Source organism: Alcaligenes sp. DN25 (assembly GCF_023674485.1).
Lineage (GTDB): Bacteria > Pseudomonadota > Gammaproteobacteria > Burkholderiales > Burkholderiaceae_B > Alcaligenes > Alcaligenes phenolicus.
The window spans coordinates 723060-740692 of the sequence record NZ_CP098408.1 but is presented as its reverse complement, the minus strand read 5'-3'; the positions used below and the strand labels follow the sequence as shown (position 1 = coordinate 740692).

Here is a 17633-nt window from a genome sequence, read left to right as displayed (position 1 = left end):
CCACAATTCTCTGCCCGCTTTGCGCCGGGCAAGCCCGCATCAATCCTTCGAGAACCAGCGGTAAATCAGGGCCAGACCGTTTACCGTACCGGCGCTGACCTCAGCCGTCAGGCCTCGTGCCAGGCGGTAGCTGGCTCGACCCACCGTTCCGGTATCGGCCATGGCCTGCTCCAGGCTAACGGAAATATCCGCCGTCAGTGCCTTGGTGATCGCAATAAACTTGCGCTCTTCGTTGCTGGTGCCGCTGTTCAGGGATTTGACCACACTTTCCACCGGCAAAATGCTACCGGCACTGCCCAGGTCGCCCGAGCGCATCGCCACTTCATCAATCCCGAACTTGCGGTAGAAGGGCTCGCCATCGCCCAGGAAGGACGTCCCCACACTGAGCAGCAAGGCCATGTCACCACCAGAATCATCCGGCCCGTGGCCCAGCAGGAGCCAGGACAGTTTTTCAACTTCGCTGACTTCCGGGTAGGACACCAAATCGATTCTGGGCTTGCGAGCCGTACCGGCTACCTTAACACCTGCCTCTACAGCCTGACCGGTACGCAAGGCTTCGATGTCCAGAATAGGCGAGGTAATGTCACCCTGGAAGGTCACGGTTCCGCGCTTGAGCAGCAACTTCTGACCATAGAGCTCAATTCGCCCGCCACGAGTGCGCAAGGCACCCATGCCGGTCAACTTGCCGCCAATCATGGTGACCCTCAGGCTGCCAACCAGACCGGAGTTCACGCCGTAACCCGTCAGGTAAAAACGCGGCCCCAGATCCACATCAATTTCCATGCTCATGTCGGTTGCAGCCTGGGAAGGCTCGGAAACCGGCTCGTCGCCTGCCCGCACAATCACCACATCGCTATCAACAGTGGGAATACCACCCAACATGTCCAGGTTGAACCAACCCGCATCAGCAACAACCTTGCCGGTAATGGCAATACGCGGCAGTTCCATGTCCAGATTGATATTGCCGGACATCATGGCGTAACGATCGGAGCGCTGCAGAATCGGGAAGCGGAAAATATCCACGTCAAAGGCCCCTTGCTGAGTGCTCAGGTTCCACTGCCCCGACACAGTCAGCTTGCCATCCTTGGCGTCCGGGCTCTCTTTCAGCCAGGTTGCGGTACGCCATTCCTGCGGCTCTACTCGTGGGCGAGCCGGGAACGTCAAGGACTCCAGGCGGAAAATGTCACCATCGAAACGGGCATCCAACTGACCGTCAATTAGACGGATGCCGTCATCCAGACGTGTGAAACGCAACTCGCGGCCCCTTACCGTGCCACGACTGGTCCAGGCCCATTTCGCGCCCACATCAATATTCACGTCTGCATTCAAGCGACCGCCCAGCTCCATGGCATCGCCCAGGAACAGGCGTGTCCAGCTCAAGTCGTCAATATTGGCTTGTATGCTGACCGTTTTGCGATCGTTCTCATTCAAGGCCAGCCCGTGAAGAGGAGTCTGGGCCTTGGCTGTGACGTAACCCATTTCCTTGGTACGCACATCCATCTGGGCATCCAGACGGCTGGTCGTGGCCGAGGTAGGTTTCGCATTGATGACGATACTCAGATCTTCCAGCCCCAGGGACATGGGCGGCTCAGCAAAAACCTGTACATCCCCCGCCACGCGGTCGACGCGCACCTGGCCGGACAAGGCGCCATTAAATTTCAGGTCCCAGCGCGCTTTGATATCAATTTCGGGCGGCTGGGTTTTCTTGTTCTTGGCAATCTTGACACCACCCTTGGCCTTGTCAGCGTTCTCTTCTACGCCAACTTTGCGCAGCAAGCGCGCGATGCGAGGCTCGGACAGGACCAGATCCAACAACTCACCACGGCTGGCCCATTGTCCAGGCTGGTAAGTGGATTCCTGATGACGCAGATTGATCCAGGGTTCGCCATCAACTGTGGTGCTCAAGGTACCGGCACCAACTCGCACTGACCAGGGAGCCAAAGGCTCGGGTGCCTTGGGAGCGTTTGCTGTTTTATCGGCTGCGTTTTCGGGAACGCCAGCCTGTGCCTTCGCTTGCTCTGCTGCCGATGAAGCAGACGGAGCAGCATTGGCCGCAGCAGCAGGCTTAGTATCGGGGCTGCCCTTAGTTTCAGGATTTATACCGGCCTGAGCCGCTCCTTCTTCCTTGGCGGCCCCCTGGCCTGCTACATCACCTTCAACCTTGGATTGGTCCTTGGCCTCTGCTGTGGCAACTTGAACAGGAGGCTCCGGCGCCCGCAGAGCATCGGTAAAACGCACAGGCAGTGCCGACTGCAAACGCACGATCAAACCGGCATGGTCGGCCACCAAACGGTTTACCTTGCCATCCCAATACGCGGCCTTGCCCTGATCGGCAAAATGCCAGCCACCTTCCAGTGCCAGATCGGCCTCGGCCATGCCTTGGCCCAACTGCCCCTTGGCCTTGCCGCCCAAGTCGTACTGGCCCTTCAACTGCAGGGTGTGATGAGCGATATCGCCACGCAACTGCCCTTCTGCCGACGCCTTGCCCAGCTCCAGGCCAGGCCACAGTTGCTCGGCACGAGGCATCTTCGCCAGCAAATCCAGCTCGGCCTTGCCAGACATGCCAAAACCACCTTTCAACTGAACCTGGTTATCCCCGATCTTCATATCGGTGAGCACATCCGAAACCGACAGCAAACGCCACCAATCCGCTTGGCCCGGCTGAGCCGGAGCCGACGCTTTTGCCTTGATCTGCCCGATAGCGGCCTGCTTGTTCCAGCGACTGCCCTGCAAAAGCTGCACATCCACATCCGCGGAGAGCAATTGTTCTTTATCCGCCAAGACCACATCGAACTGGCCTTGGGTATTAATCAGGGCGTCGGGCAGCACATCGCCCAACAAGGCATGCAGATCAAGCTTGTCGCTGCGGAACTGACCTTTGAAATGATCCTGAACGTGCACACCTTCCTGCGTGGCATCCCAGGCGAAGTCTGCATCCAGCGAGGACTCGTCCGGCAGTTTCACCGCCACCTTGGCCTGACGCACTGGCACGGAATCCAGCGGGCTCAATTCTGCGCTGGCGTCCAGGCTATAGCCCTGGCCCTGTCCGTTAAGCAGCAAGGTGGCTTGTTCCAGAGAGCCATTCAAGGTGATTTGAGCGTTGACCACACAATCGGGCAAAGGCTCGGGCTCAGGAACAGCAACTGGTTCCTGGATACGTTCTTCATCGCCAAGACCCGTACTACCCTCGGGCTCGGAGCTGATGACTCCGGCGACACCATGGGCGTCTACGGGCTGATCGACTGGCTGGCTGGCAGGAGTTGCATGACTCGGTGCGCTGGCCTCAGCTTGACCTTGCTGTGTTATTGCAGCCTTGGCACTGGTCTTGGCCGTTTCAACCGTGGCTGTTTTTTTGGACCGATCGACTACTGCCTTCTCGGCAGGTTTGCCGGATTTCGACGGCTCTGCATAAGCAGGCAAATACTGTTTCGCACAAATAGGCGAATCGGCCGTCAAACCGCGAGCAATGATTTGAATATCGGCTCGTGCCGGGTAAGGCGCTTGTAGTCCCGCCAACTCCACCTCACCCTGAAAGCCGGCGCGGATGGACTCATTAGCCACCATCAAATCGTACAGTCGAAGCTGCGCGCTGTCGGAATCCAACGCCAGTGCCGAAGACAAATCCGCAATCGCGACCGGCAAGGGCGTGCCATCCTGCGTTAACAAGAACTGCCCCAAAGCCAGCTTGTCCACGGCAATGCTGATAGGCAGCTCGGGCATTGTGAAGGGCTCGTCGGACTTGGGCTCGTCCGAGGAGGTCAAGGCCACATCCACTTTCTGAGCACTAAGCTCTACCACGTGCAGGCGGCGTTCCCACAGTTCTTTCCAGTTGGCCTGCAAGCGCAAACGCTCGATATCCACATGGGTGTCCGGCAGGCCAAGCACCAGGTGGTCGATACTCAAGCCATCCCAGATGGTTCCGCGCACGCCTTGGGCGCTGCCCTGCGCATAGGGCAAAGCCGTGCGCAAGGCCCAGCTTGTACCGGCCTGACTGGCCAGCACCCAATACACAAAGCCGCAAACAAGCAGCAGGGCAATCACCACAAAGGGAATGCCCCACAAAGCGAAATATCGGAACCAGCGCCGAACCCAAGCCATTAAAATGCGATTCCCAAAGAAAAGCTCAAACGTACGCGTTTGTCTCGCTGACCATAGGCCAGATCAAGATTGAAAGGGCCAGCAGGGGTGCGCACCACCGCACCCAAACCGTAGCCCCAGGCTAAATCCATATCACCAAAGCTGGGCGCAGCGTCACCCACGTCAACAAAAGCTCGCATGCCATACATACTGGTGAAAAAGTGCGTGTATTCCACGCTGGCTACGGCCATGGCTGGCGCGCCCACCACGGCGTCGCCTTGTCGAAGCCCAATGCTTTGATATTTGTAGCCACGGACACTGCGAGCGCCCCCGGTGCGATAACCGAAGTCAGGCGGTGTGCGGTCCGTCATGCGCCAAACCTTACCGATTTCACCCCGCAGGGACAAAATATCCCGCTCCCCAACTGGCCACCACTGCTGCAATCGCAAATTACTGCGGTAAAAGGTCTCGCCCTTGTCCAGCGTGACACCGGCGCCCACGCCAAAATCAATCAGATTGCCTTCGCGCGGATCGTACTTCTTGTCTACGTCCCGACGCAGCCATTGCCAGGTTGCAATGGCAGAAGGTGTTTCACGGGTGGGCAGACCGGAAATCTTGGTCTTGTCCCAGGCGCCCAGTAAGCCCCATTCGGTTTCATATTCCACGCGGCTATTGCCCGCTGCCTGTCGCTCCTGGCGCAGCTTCCAGCCCAGGGCCGCCCGCTCCGTGTCCAAACCTTCAATGTCCGAGCGATCGTACAAGACACCAAAACTGTTCTTGTAGCCGCTAATGGTGGGCGGCAAGTGAATGTCATAAAAGGCCCGCTGACGTTTTTTATCCACGCCAATACCGGCCTCGGTCCAGATCGGCAGGCCAAACACAATATTCTTTCGATACAAGGCCTCAACACGCGCGCCGTGGTCACTGTCAAAACCCAAGGAGCCGGTGAACTGCCTGGATGGCGCTTCTGTAACCCGTACACGTACAGGCAGTTCTACATCACCATCTGGAAGCTCTTTCTTTTTGCCGGCTTGTTCATCCAGGGTGACAAAGGCACCCCGGAAAAAAGTGGTGGCAGCCAAAGATTGCTGCCACTCGTCCAGCTTGTCCTGATCGTAAGGATCACCGGGGGTATAGCGCACATAGCGGTCTACCAGAGACTGGGGAACTCGCTTCAGGCCAGTGGTTTCCAGCGGCCCCATGCGAACCCTCGGCCCGCTATCCACTTTCAGGGAAAGGTCGGCCACGCCTTCATCGGCCAATACGGTTGCCCGCGTGTCTATGTAACGAGCGTAGTAAAAGTCCTGGCGCTGTACACTTTCCAGCAGATCCGACTTGGCGGAGGACCAGACCGAATTCAAAAAGGGATCGTCCACTTTCAAAGGAAAGCTGGCTTTGATCCCTTCCAGACGCACCTGATATTCCGGCTCCTGAATCTTGCCTTTGAAGTCCAGGGCAATGTCTCGTACGCGCGTGATTTCGCCCGGCTGAATAATGATGTCCCAATATTCACCGCTGGAATCCTCACCCACCTCCAGCGTGACCACAGAGTCAAAATAACCCTGAGTCTGCAAGGCGGAGACGGTCGCATCGTGAGCCCGGCGCCGCAGACGCGAGACCTCTCCCAAGTCCTGGTCTTCCGCCAAACGTGTAATGGCACTGACCGCGCGCTGAATTTCTTTCAGCGCCTGGGGGGGCACGCCCCCCGGATCAATAATGACATCGGGAACGGAAGACTGAGCCCATACTGCAGGGCTCAGGACTATCGAAAACAACAGGCAAAAGCCGGATTTGCGCATACGTACTCAAAGAGGACGAGGAACAACCTTGGGGCGCTGCCCCGACGTGTCTGGAGGAAGTTGCGACAAGTTAGCCGAAACGCGATTGGCAATCTCGTGATACAGGCGGGCCTCGGGACTGTCTGCGCTGGCAATCACCGTCGGGGTACCGGAGTCGGTCTGAGCCCGAATGCTCATTGCCAACGGCAAGGCACCCAGCCAAGGCACGTTGAACTGGCTGGCCATATCGCGACCACCATGCTGACCGAAGACCGGGTCAGCATGACCACAGTTCGAGCAGATATGGACCGACATGTTTTCCACAATACCCAGAACAGGCACATTCACCTTCTGGAACATGTTCAAGCCACGCTTGGCATCGATCAGCGCCAGATCCTGAGGAGTGGTCACAATCACTGCACCCGTCAAAGGCACTTTCTGCGACAAGGTCAAGGCGATATCGCCAGTGCCGGGAGGCATATCGATAATCAGGTAGTCCAGATTATCCCAACGCGTTTGTGTAAGCAGCTGTGTCAGCGCCTGGGTTGCCATCGGGCCGCGCCAGATTGCGGGAGCGTCTTCGTCCAGCAGGAAACCAATCGAGTTGGCTTGCAAACCGTGACCAATCAGCGGCTCCATCATCTTGCCGTCTGCACTGCGTGGGCGCTCGTGCAGGCCCAGCATGGTGGGCACGCTAGGGCCATAAATATCCGCATCCAGCAAACCAACACGCGCACCTTGCATATGCAAGGCCAAAGCCAGGTTCACCGACGTTGTACTTTTACCCACACCGCCCTTGCCCGAGGACACCGCAATAATGTTGCGGATATTGGGCATGGGTCGCAACCCTTCCTGCACAGCATGCACGCCAATGCGGGGATTCAAATGCAGCTTGGACAGGGTGGCACCCATGCCTGTCAAGGCTTGCTCGATACGTTCGCGCAGCTGTCCCTGAATGTCATAAGCCGTATAGGGCAGGTGCAAAGTCAGCTCAACCTGGTTCTGGTCAATGCTCAGCTCGCATCGACCCGCATCGACCGATAACTTCTTTAACGTGTTGGGATCGGTCACACTCGCCAGGGCTTGCAACACGCGCTCGGAACTCACTGTCATTTATCCAAAACCTTGATATAAAGAAACATCACCATACCTTTAAACCAGAAAATTAGCGGTTCAAGAGGAATTTTTTTACACTTATGATGTCATACTAACCCTATGAACACATTTAACCAGATTATCCGCACAGCCCTCTTTGTCTTGCTGACAATTTTCGGTGCAATCATGGCGTTTATCTTCATGGTTTCTACCGCTATTGCGATCGGCATTTTATACATTGTGGCGCGTATTAGTGGCCGTCCTTTCGGCGTCAAAGCCTATTGGGACCAGCGCCGCCGCCCTGCCGCTGCCAGCAAACAGTCGACCACACCACGTTCGCGTGATGTCACCGACATCGAGATGCGCGAGATTCCTTAACAGTTCTTGACTGTTCGCCAAGCCTTTGGCGAGCAGCAACGCTGATTAGGCACTGCCCCCGAACACCCTGAGTCGTCAAAGGCTCAGGGTGTGTGCATTTGTATCATTCGCAATTGCCGATCAGCACTTTGCCCGTGGACATTCCTCGGTCTGGCGCAGCACAAGTGTGCAATAGACCGTAGAATCCTTGTTCCCTTTCTCTTTTATTTTGTTAAGTCATGTCACGAACGATATTTGTTACGACCGCCCTGCCGTATGCCAACGGCTCGTTTCACATCGGCCACATCATGGAATATATCCAGGCCGACATCTGGGTTCGGTCCATGCGAATGTCGGGACATACTGTGCATTTTGTGTGTGCGGACGACGCCCATGGCGCGCCCATCATGCTCAAGGCAGAAAGCGCTGGCATTACCCCCGCTCAGTTGGTAGACAAGATCGCGGCCGAGCGCCCCACCTACCTGAACGGCTTTAACGTCAAATTCGACCACTGGCACCGTACGGACTCGCCAGACAACGTCGAACTGGCCCAGGATATCTACCGCACGCTGAAAAGCGCCGGCTTTATTGACACCCGCACCATCGAACAGTTCTACGATCCGGTCAAAGGCATGTTCCTGCCCGATCGTTACATCAAGGGCGAGTGCCCCAAGTGTCACGCCAAGGACCAGTACGGCGACAGCTGCGAAGTCTGTAGCGCGGTTTACGCTCCTACCGAACTGATCGAGCCCTACTCCACCCTGACCAATGCACGTCCGGTGTTAAAGACCTCGGAGCACTTTTTCTTCCGTCTGTCCGACCCGCGCTGCGTAGCCTTCCTGCAAGAGTGGACCACGGGCAAGAACGCCCAGGGCAAGCCACGTCTGCAATCGGAAGTGCTGGGCAAGACCCGCGAATGGCTGGGTACAGGCGAAGGCGCAGAGGCCTCTCTGAACGACTGGGATATTTCCCGCGACGAACCCTACTACGGCATCCCGATTCCGGACGCTCCCGGCAAATATTTCTACGTCTGGCTGGACGCCCCTGTTGGCTATCTGGCCTCCTTGAAAGCCTACTGCGCCAAGGCCGGTCTGGACTTTGATGCCTTGCTGGATCCGGAAGGCAGCACCGAGCAGGTCCACTTCATCGGCAAGGACATCGTGTACTTCCACGCCCTGTTCTGGCCTGCCATGCTGAAGTTCTCCGGCCGTAAAGTGCCTGACGCCTTGAACGTGCACGGTTTCATCACGGTTAGCGGCGAGAAAATGTCCAAGAGCCGTGGCACCGGCATTTCGCCTCTGCGCTACCTGGAGCTGGGCATGGATGCAGAGTGGATGCGCTATTACATGGCCGCCAAGCTGAACTCGCACGTCGAAGACATGGATTTCAATCCTGACGACTTCATTGCCCGCGTCAACAGCGACCTGATTGGCAAGTACGTCAACATCGCCAGCCGTGCCGCCAACTTCATCAGCAAGCATTTTGATGGCAAGCTGGCATACCAGGGCGACACTTCCGAACTGCAAAACCAGCTCAAGGAAGTCGCCGAGAAAGTCCGCACCGACTTGGAAAGCCGCGAGTATGGTCGTGCCGTGCGCCAGATCATGGCTCAGGCCGACATCATCAACCAGGCTTTTGATACCGCCCAACCTTGGGTCATGGCCAAAGGCATTGCGACCGCCGAGCAAGCTCAGAAAGATGCGCTGCAAGATATTTGCTCGCGCACCCTGGCTGGCTTCAAGGGCTTATCCGTCATGCTGACCGCCATCTTGCCCACCCTGACCCATCGCGTGGCCCACGAACTGTTTGGTCTGGACCGCGACTTTGTCTGGGACGACGTGGCTGCCTTGCCTGATCACATCGCTCCCTTCAAGCATCTGATGCAGCGAGTAGACAGCGCCATGGTGGACGAGCTGCTGGCTCCGCCACCCGCTCCCGTCGTGTTGCCCGGTGGTGAAGCCATTGCCGAAACCATCGACATCAAGGACTTCATCAAGGTGGACCTGCGCATTGCCAAAATCGTCAGTTGCGAAGCCGTAGAAGGTTCGGACAAGCTGCTGCGTCTGAGCCTGGACGCTGGCGAAGGCCGCTTGCGCCAAGTGTTCTCCGGCATCAAGTCGGCTTACCAGCCCGAAGATCTGATCGGCAAGCTGACGGTACTGGTCGCTAACCTGGCTCCTCGCAAGATGCGTTTCGGCGTATCCGAGGGCATGGTGCTGGCGGCCAGCCATGCGGATGATGCGGTGGATCAAGGCATCTATATTCTGGAACCATTCCCCGGTGCCCAGCCCGGTATGCGCATCAATTAAGACGCATTCCTGATACGCAAAAGAGCCTCGCCGAAAAAGCGAGGCTTTTTTGTCTACATCTACCAAAGAATAGGCTCAAAACAGCCTGCCAAGCCCCTTTCAGCGCCCCGTAACCCCGGAAAGCCGATACACTCTTTATCTTGAAACTGCTGTATTGATGCACAGTCTGCTGCTTTGAATGCAAGGACCTCTTGGCATGGAAAACATCCCCCCTACTGAACTGGATCGGCACCTTGGTGCACAGCGCTCCACCTGGGTCAGTGTCATCGTCAATATCAGTTTGAGCGTGCTGCAAATTGTGGTGGGTCTGTTTGCTCATTCGCAGGCCCTGATTGCTGACGCCATCCACTCCCTGTCCGACCTGCTGTCGGACTTTGTAGTGCTGATCGCCAACCGCCATAGCCGTCGAGGTCCGGACGCAGATCACCCTTACGGACATTTGCGCTACGAAACGGCGGCCACCCTGGCCATTGGCGGCCTCTTGCTGGCCGTCGGACTGGGCATGCTATGGAATGCCGTGTCTTCCTTGCGCGACCCCAGCAGCATCGAAGCAGTACACCCGATTGCCCTGGCCATTGCCTTCATCGCGCTCTGTAGTAAAGAACTCCTGTTTCGCTACATGTTGCGTGTCGCGAAGCGCTTGCGCTCGACCATGCTGGTTGCCAATGCCTGGCACGCGCGCTCCGACGCAGCCTCCTCGCTGGTCGTCAGCGTCGGGGTGATGGCCAACCTGGCAGGTCTGCCCTTGGGCGACCCCTTGGCCGCCAGTATTGTGGGTTTGATGATTCTGCGCATGGGCTGGAAGTTTTCTATTGGCGCATTTCACGACCTGACCGATAAAGCGGTCGATCAGGAAACGGAAGAGCGCATTGCCAAGCTCTTGCGCGAGACCCCCGGTGTGGAAGGCATACACCAGCTAAGAACCCGCAAGCTGGGTGACATGATCTGGGTAGAAGTGGATCTGGAAATGGACGGCACCCTGACTATTGCACAAGGTCATGCCATTGCCGTGGCCGCACGGGACCGTGTAATGGCCGAAGAGCCCGTGCTGGATGTCATGACGCACTTTGATCCGGTCACACCCAAGCGCTAAACCCTGTCTAAGCTCTACGAGCCTCGCCAGCCCAACAGCAGGCTATCCAGGACGGCGGGCGCTCTCGGGTGCCAGCATCTCTACCAGTACACGGGACAAGGCCGTCACCATCTCATTGGCATGAGGCCGATGCAAAATCGCCAGTTCAAAAGCATCGATACGGGGCAGACCTTGTGCTTGGCCCAATTCAACATGGTCATCGCGCACCGCACGCCGCGGCAGCAAGCTGATCCCCATCCCGTCTGCCACCGCCCCCTGAATACCGCTCAAGCTGGAACTGGTAAAGCTGATACGCCAACGACGTCCCAAGGACTCGACAGCACTGATGATTTCCTCTCGATACACACCCCGACGCGGGAAGGTCACCAAGGGGATGGGGTCCAGATGAAAGACCGGATCAGTCGCACTATCCACCCAGGCCGTCTGCTCGGGTAGACAAGCCACCGCTTCACGGGCATTGTGACGCTGCTTGACCAGCACCAGATCCAGCTCACCCTGATCGTAAGCGGCCAGCAGGTCGCTGCTCAGGCCGCTACTGACTTCCAGACGCACCTGCGGGAAGCGACGGTTGAAGCCCGCCAAGGCCCGCATGGTCTGTCCATTGGTAAAGTCCTCAGGCACGCCCAGACGCACGGAAATAGTCACCAGAGAACCGGATAGGGCTTCAGACAGCTGATGATTCAAAGCCAGCATCTGGCGGGCGTAACCCAACAGGGTCTGCCCCGCTTCAGTCGTGCTGACGCCCCGGCTGGCCCGGTCCAGCAGACGCAGCCCGGCCAGTTCCTCCAGGCGCCGCACTTTCTGGCTGATCGTGGACTGTGTGGAATGCAAACGCGTTGCGGCCGCCGTGAAGCTGCCGCAATCGACTACCGTCAACAAGGCCCGCAGCAGGTCCAGGTCGTACAAGGGCCGGTTCAGGCTGGGACTGCTTGATAGTTGATGATCCATATGCTCAAACCCTTTCTGAAATCCGCCAGGGTAATCCACCCCGCCGCCCGTTTATTCAAAAAACAAATACTAGAGATTTATACATTTAATTTGTAAATATCACCAGCAGTCGTTAAGGTGTATTGGTCCCGCGCATTACAACGACATCCCGCCTGTGCCTTTTGCCAGCCGCCGGGATTGCGCCGTGCCGTTCGACAGATTTTTCCTTACTGAATTTCAATGGGAATCAACATGTCCAAAGTCAATTACTACGCCCCTCCAGGTGGCCATCCTCCTCAGACTCAGTTGCTGACGGACCGCGCCATGTTCACCGAGGCCTATGCCGTGCTGCCCAAAGGCGTGCTGCAAGACATCGTGACCAGCTTCCTGCCCGGTTGGGAAAATACCCGTCTGTGGGTATTGGCACGTCCTCTGTCCGGCTTTGCCGAGACCTTCTCCCAATACATCATGGAAGTAGGCCCACAGGGTGGCAGCAACAATCCTGAGTCCGACCCCGAAGCCGAAGGCGTGATTTTTGTCGTCAAGGGCCAGCTGGAACTGGTTCTGGAAGGCACCAAGCACATCATGGAAGAAGGCGGCTATGCCTTTATTCCTCCTTCCACCAACTGGACCTTGCACAACCGCACGGGCGAGCTGGCCAACTTCCACTGGATTCGCAAGCGCTACCAGCGTGTGGAAGGCCTGGATGCCCCTGAAGCCTTTGTGACCAACGAAAAAGACGTGAAACCTGGCGTCATGCCTGGCACCGAAGGCCGTTGGAGCACCACCCGTTTCACCGACATGTCCGACCTGCGTCACGACATGCACGTGAACATCGTGAACTTTGAACCCGGTGGCGTGATCCCTTTCGCTGAAACGCACGTGATGGAACACGGTCTGTACGTTCTGGAAGGTAAGGCGGTGTACCGTCTGAACCAGGACTGGGTTGAAGTGGAAGCCGGTGACTTCATGTGGCTGCGCGCTTTCTGCCCGCAGGCTTGCTACGCAGGCGGACCAGGCCGTTTCCGCTACTTGCTGTACAAAGACGTAAACCGTCATGCCAATCTGACACTTGGCGGCACTCGCTAATAGGGTCTGAAACAGAACAGCCGCTGCCCGTCAGCGGCTGTTTTGCATTACAAACACGCCAAACCGGAACGCGTCCCCCTGATGCCGCCTGTGCCCGCAGGTGTCCCACAAGGCGCAAATAGGGACTCTGGTTTCAAGGCTCATTCCAACCTTGCTTCTCTACAGGAGAAAAACATGAACGATAAACACTATCTGCTGCGCTCCATCCAGATCGCCGAAGAGAATGTCGCCCGCGGCGGCCAGCCCTTTGGCGCAGTGCTGGTCCGCGATGGTCAAGTTCTGGCCGAAGGGGTAAATGAGACCTACATTGCCCATGACCCCACCGCGCACGCTGAGATCCAGGCGCTGCGTACTGCCAGCCAGAACGTGAAAAGCAGCAGCCATGCAGGCAGCACCATGTATGCCAGCGGCATCCCCTGCCCCATGTGCATGGCCGCCATGATCGCCTCGGGCGTGGAGCGCGTGGTGTATTGCGCCGACGATGAGGAAGGCGAGCCCTTTGGCTGGTCCACCGAATCCTTCTACAAAAAAATGCAGCAGAACTTTGGCAAACAGGGCGTAAAAATGGAACACCTGCCCTTGCCTGAAAAACGCAAAGTGTATGAAGCCTGGCAAGCCCGGTTTGGGCAAGGCTCCAACCAGGACTAAAACAAAGACCATTCAAAACCCTGCCATCAAGCAGGGTTTTGCGTATTTACATAGACAGACAAGTCAGAAAAGTTTATAAAACAGAGCAGTTATAGTAACGATTCTCATTTATTGAATCCCAAAGGAAATACATGATTGCGTCCCGCCCAGCCTCTTTAAAAATGATTGTTGCCTCCGTAATGGGCGCTTTGCTGCTCAGTGCATGCCAGACTGCACCGCAATCGCAACAAGCGGGCCAAACATCGTCCTTTAATGCGACTGCGCCTCAGGCACAGGTCACTTTCCGTCAGGACACCATTGATGGTGCCTACGAAATTCTGGCTGCCAAGGACAGCAAGCAGTTGTTTGTTGCTGCTACTCCTTTGTTTGAAGACCGTGCTGCTGGCTTCCTGCACGTTCTGGACCAGGACACGCTGCGTGAATCGCAACTGATCCAATTGCCGCGCCGTGCCTTTGCACTGGGCCTGAACCAGAAAACTCACACTCTGTACGTGGGCAACACCCTGGACGGCTCGCTGCTGGCAATCAACAGCCTGAATGGCACCGTCAAGCAACTGATCCAACTGGGTCAAAAAGAAGACAAGGGCGGCTGGGAACACACCCGTAAAGTCGTTATTGACGAGCAAGACAACCGCATCTTCGTGACCAATCCCTCCGAAGGAGGCCGCGTATGGATTGTGGATGGCGCCGACGGTCGTATCCTGCACAATATCGATAACGTGGGCTTGTGGCCTGCTGGCGCTGCCTACGATGCCAACACCAAGCGTCTGTTCGTGGGCCACGGCGGCAAGGATGAAATTGCCGTCATCAACCCGGCCACCGGCGCTATCGAACAGCGCTTCACCACTGGCGATGCAAAAAGCGATAAACGTGAAGATTCCCGCCACTTCTTCGTGAACATCGCCCTGAGCGCGGATGGCAAGAAACTGTTTGGTGCTGACGCCAATACCGGCAAGATCTACCAATTCGACACCAGCTCCGGCAAAGTGGAAAACACGGCTGAAGTGGGTCTGGGGCTGCTGGATATCGTGTACAACGACGCTCGCAAAGAGCTGATCGCCACCAACCGTGGCGTGGATCGTGAAACACCAGCCGGTACCGGTTCGGTCACCATTCTGGATGCCAACACCCTGGCTGTTAAACACCGTATCAGCGCCCCTGTGCACCCCAACAGCGTCACGCTGAGCGCTGACGGCCAGACCGCTTTTGTCACTATCAAAATCCCTCATGGCGACAAGAGCCCGCACTACCTGAAAGGTGCCAAGGACAGCGTTCTGCGTCTGAACCTGAATCAGCTCTAAGCCCCTGGCTTAAAGCCTGGTCCCAAGCCGAGACTGCCCACAAGGCAGCTCGGCTTTTTTTGTACCTGCCACTTTGGTCTGCCAGGCGGCCTGCCCCTCATCTGTGCCTTGGCCGCAGGATAGTTTTGTCCGCTGTTCAAGCTCTAAGCCAAGGCCCGCCATCACTGGCTCTTGGGCGTTTCAACGCTGTTTTAGCAATGCGGTCTGGAAACAAGCAGCAAAGCGGATTGCTGCAACCGGCCACTTGCTCAATAGAATCAATTAGTGGCCTAGCAAGACGCCTCTTGTCTCCCGGCCCCACACTCCCTTTCCCGCCTCCAGCTGTGCCACAGATTGGCATTTCTGGAGCGTTTTCTATTGAAGACAAGTCATGGTTCAGCTGAACGCGTATCACCAGCCTATTGGCCCCTCGCTCCCTCATTGGCAGGCCCGCCCGCAGCCAGCACGCTGCGTTCTGCACGGCAAATACTGCCGTCTGGAAGCCGTGAACCCGGAACAACATGGCGACAGCCTGTACGAGGCCTACAGCAACGCCAGCGATGGCCGCGACTGGACCTATTTGTCTGTAGGCCCCTTTAACAACCGCGCACAGTTCGACCAGCACCTGCAAACCATCAGCCAGGCCAGCAATGCCGTGCATTACGCCGTCGTCGAACAAACCACGGGTCGCGCATTGGGCACCTTGTCCCTGATGCGGATCGACCCACAAAACGGCTGCATTGAAGTGGGCTTTGTAGCCTGGTCGCCCGCTCTGAAACAAACCCGTATGGCCACCGAAGCCCACTACCTGTTGATGGCTTATGCAATTGATGGACTGGGCTACCGTCGCTACGAATGGAAGTGCGACACACACAATGCCCCCTCCCAAGCCGCTGCACGACGATTGGGCTTTCGTTATGAAGGTATCTTCCGTCAGGCGATTGTGTACAAGGGCCGCTCGCGCGATACAGCCTGGTTCTCCATTACCGACCAGGACTGGCCAGCCCTGAAAGCGAATTTCCAGGCCTGGCTGGCACCTGAAAACTTTGACGATCAAGGTCGTCAGAAACATCGTTTGGGGCAGCAAATAACTGTCGCTCCAGCCGGTCCCGGCGCCCGCCGCTTAAAGCAAATGCTGGCCCTGCAAACCGAGCTGAATCAGTTGATTGATCCGAACTGGCGAGTGGCCAAGCAGGACTACTACCGGGCGATCTGGGTGGAATGTGCGGAGCTGGCCGATTACCTGGACTGGAAGTGGTGGCAGCATAGCGAGCGCAATCTGCCGCAACTCCAACTGGAGCTGATCGACATCCTGCATTTTGGTCTGTGCGATGTACTGCGTGCCAACGATGCGCTGCGCGAGCAAGAAGCCGCCACCGCACTGGATCAGCTCCAGCACGCATCAGCCACCGCCAGCGACTCTACGGCCATCATGACGGCTCTGGAACGCTTTACCTTGCGCGTTCTGGAGACACGCCAGTTCGATTTCAGCGGCTTTGCCCAACTGGCTGCTCTTTGTGGTCTGACACTGGACACGCTCTACCACTCCTACGCGGGCAAGAATGCCCTGAACCGCTTGCGCCAACTGCGCGGCTATCAGCACGGCCACTATCACAAGCAGTGGGGCGGGCAGCAGGACAACGAGCATCTGGCACAGCTGCAATTGCGTCTGCCCACCGAGCATGACCATTACCCCGAAATGGTCCTGCATGCCCTGCAAGAAAGCTACGACACGTTTTTTTCGGGAGCCTCCCAGGTCCGGAACGGAGCCTGCGTACCGCCTCCCCTTTCTTCACGTTGACAAAGGACTGTCCATGTACCTCGATTGCGATTGTTCCATCAATGTCTTTCTGGACTCGCCTAAACCGGACTCCAATCCCGTGGAAAGCAATGACACGCGACATCCACCCGACCCCCGGCCACAGCCGCATAAGGTGCAACATCCCTGGTCCCGCTCGCGACGCCGCGAGCGCTCCCGCTGGCGCCAGGGTTAAGCAGCCCCAGCGCTTGTCTCCCGGCCCGGCACCACTGCCGGGCTCGTCTCCTTGATAAGGCCCCAAGCAAATGGAATAGGAGCTATGAGCCAGCGCGCATAGCTCCTCTTGATGTAAATCAAGACAATGAATCCCATCGTCGGCACAAGGATCGACGAGGCCTACCAAAGGAGACAAGCACATGGATACCCCACTCAGAGACAAATCCTATTTTGATGAACGCGCCACCAAAGAGATGGCCACTCATCTACAGCAAGTGCAACGCGACACCCGCGAAACCATGGCATTTGCCTGCCGCATCCTGGCCATGACCGAGCAGGAAGCTGGTTTGGCCGGCCAGATCAGCGTCCGTTCCGAGCGCCCCGGTGCGTATTGGACCTTGCGCTTTGGTCTGGGTTTTGACGAAGCCACCCCCGAAGACTTCATTGAAGTTGACCGCGACTTGAATACCCTTAGCGGCGAAGGCATGGCCAACCCGGCCACACGCTTTCACCTGTGGGTCTACGAAGCTCGCCCCGACGTCAATTCCATCATCCATACACACTCGCCCTGGGCCACGGTATTGGCCACCGCCCGCCAGCCCTTGGTAATTTCGCAAATGGACATGACGCCTCTGCATAATGACTGTGCATTTTTGGGCGAATGGCCTGGCGTGCCCATTGCCGATCAGGAAGGTGTCATCATCTCCAAAGCCCTGGGTGACAAGCGTGCCATTATTCTGGCCCACCACGGTTATCTGACCGCAGGTAAAAGCTGCCAGGAAGCCACGTACCTGTCGGTGTATCTGGAACGCGCCGCACGTCTGCAAGTGCGTGCACAAGCGGCCTTTGGCCCACTTACCCCTGTGGACGATACCTTGGCGGCCGAAGCGCACGACTATCTGCTCAAGCCCTCCATTGTTAACGCTACCTTTGACTACTGGTCCCGTCAGACCCAAGGCATTGCGCCCTTAACTAAAACTCGCTGACGCCCGCAACCAATACCCC

General features: G+C 57.2%; 13 protein-coding genes. 9 read left to right on the top strand and 4 right to left on the bottom strand.

Annotated elements, in window-relative coordinates:
• Positions 1-39: 39 nt before the first annotated feature.
• From NBV64_RS03385 to apbC, 3 genes are read right to left on the bottom strand one after another with little or no spacing between them, the layout of a single operon-like run.
• A complete protein-coding gene (locus NBV64_RS03385; RefSeq protein WP_250756695.1) occupies positions 40-4098 on the bottom strand; it encodes a translocation/assembly module TamB domain-containing protein in 4059 nt (1352 codons plus the stop codon).
• On the bottom strand, positions 4098-5876 hold the full coding sequence (locus NBV64_RS03380; protein ID WP_009461130.1) for an autotransporter assembly complex protein TamA: 1779 nt from the start codon (positions 5874-5876) through the stop codon (positions 4098-4100). Before NBV64_RS03380 ends, NBV64_RS03385 begins: the two co-directional genes overlap by 1 nt.
• 6 nt (positions 5877-5882) lie before the next feature.
• Complete coding sequence (apbC, locus tag NBV64_RS03375; RefSeq protein WP_250756694.1) at positions 5883-6968, bottom strand: iron-sulfur cluster carrier protein ApbC; 1086 nt, start codon at positions 6966-6968, stop codon at positions 5883-5885.
• A gap of 102 nt (positions 6969-7070) precedes the next feature.
• Between apbC and NBV64_RS03370 the strand changes: the two genes are divergently transcribed.
• From NBV64_RS03370 to NBV64_RS03360, 3 genes are all read left to right on the top strand, one after another.
• Positions 7071-7328, top strand: a complete 258-nt coding sequence (locus NBV64_RS03370) for a hypothetical protein (protein ID WP_009461132.1) — start codon at positions 7071-7073, stop codon at positions 7326-7328.
• Between the two features lie 218 nt (positions 7329-7546).
• A complete protein-coding gene (metG, locus tag NBV64_RS03365; protein WP_250756693.1) occupies positions 7547-9616 on the top strand; it encodes a methionine--tRNA ligase in 2070 nt (689 codons plus the stop codon).
• Between the two features lie 196 nt (positions 9617-9812).
• Positions 9813-10709: a cation diffusion facilitator family transporter gene (locus tag NBV64_RS03360; protein WP_009461133.1), complete on the top strand. Its 897-nt coding sequence runs from the start codon at positions 9813-9815 to the stop codon at positions 10707-10709.
• A gap of 42 nt (positions 10710-10751) precedes the next feature.
• On the opposite strand, the gene NBV64_RS03355 is transcribed toward NBV64_RS03360, so the two are convergent.
• Positions 10752-11657 (bottom strand): LysR substrate-binding domain-containing protein, encoded by a 906-nt coding sequence (locus NBV64_RS03355; RefSeq protein ID WP_021446976.1) that lies wholly within the window; start codon positions 11655-11657, stop codon positions 10752-10754.
• 231 nt (positions 11658-11888) lie between these two features.
• Between NBV64_RS03355 and NBV64_RS03350 the strand changes: the two genes are divergently transcribed.
• The 6 genes from NBV64_RS03350 to NBV64_RS03325 all read left to right on the top strand — a co-directional run bounded on the left by NBV64_RS03350 (position 11889) and on the right by NBV64_RS03325 (position 17614).
• Positions 11889-12725, top strand: a complete 837-nt coding sequence (locus NBV64_RS03350; protein WP_009461134.1) for a bifunctional allantoicase/(S)-ureidoglycine aminohydrolase — start codon at positions 11889-11891, stop codon at positions 12723-12725.
• Between the two features lie 174 nt (positions 12726-12899).
• Entirely contained in the window at positions 12900-13373 is a 474-nt protein-coding gene (locus tag NBV64_RS03345; protein ID WP_250756692.1) for a nucleoside deaminase, read from the top strand.
• A gap of 131 nt (positions 13374-13504) precedes the next feature.
• Positions 13505-14674, top strand: coding sequence for a YncE family protein (locus NBV64_RS03340; protein ID WP_009461136.1), 1170 nt, complete (start codon positions 13505-13507; stop codon positions 14672-14674).
• Between the two features lie 370 nt (positions 14675-15044).
• Positions 15045-16454: a GNAT family N-acetyltransferase gene (locus NBV64_RS03335; RefSeq protein ID WP_021446979.1), complete on the top strand. Its 1410-nt coding sequence runs from the start codon at positions 15045-15047 to the stop codon at positions 16452-16454.
• A 13-nt stretch (positions 16455-16467) separates the two neighbouring features.
• Positions 16468-16647 (top strand): hypothetical protein, encoded by a 180-nt coding sequence (locus NBV64_RS03330; RefSeq protein WP_137430725.1) that lies wholly within the window; start codon positions 16468-16470, stop codon positions 16645-16647.
• Positions 16648-16828: 181 nt separating this feature from the next.
• A complete protein-coding gene (locus tag NBV64_RS03325) occupies positions 16829-17614 on the top strand; it encodes an aldolase (protein ID WP_026485007.1) in 786 nt (261 codons plus the stop codon).
• Positions 17615-17633 lie beyond the last annotated feature (19 nt).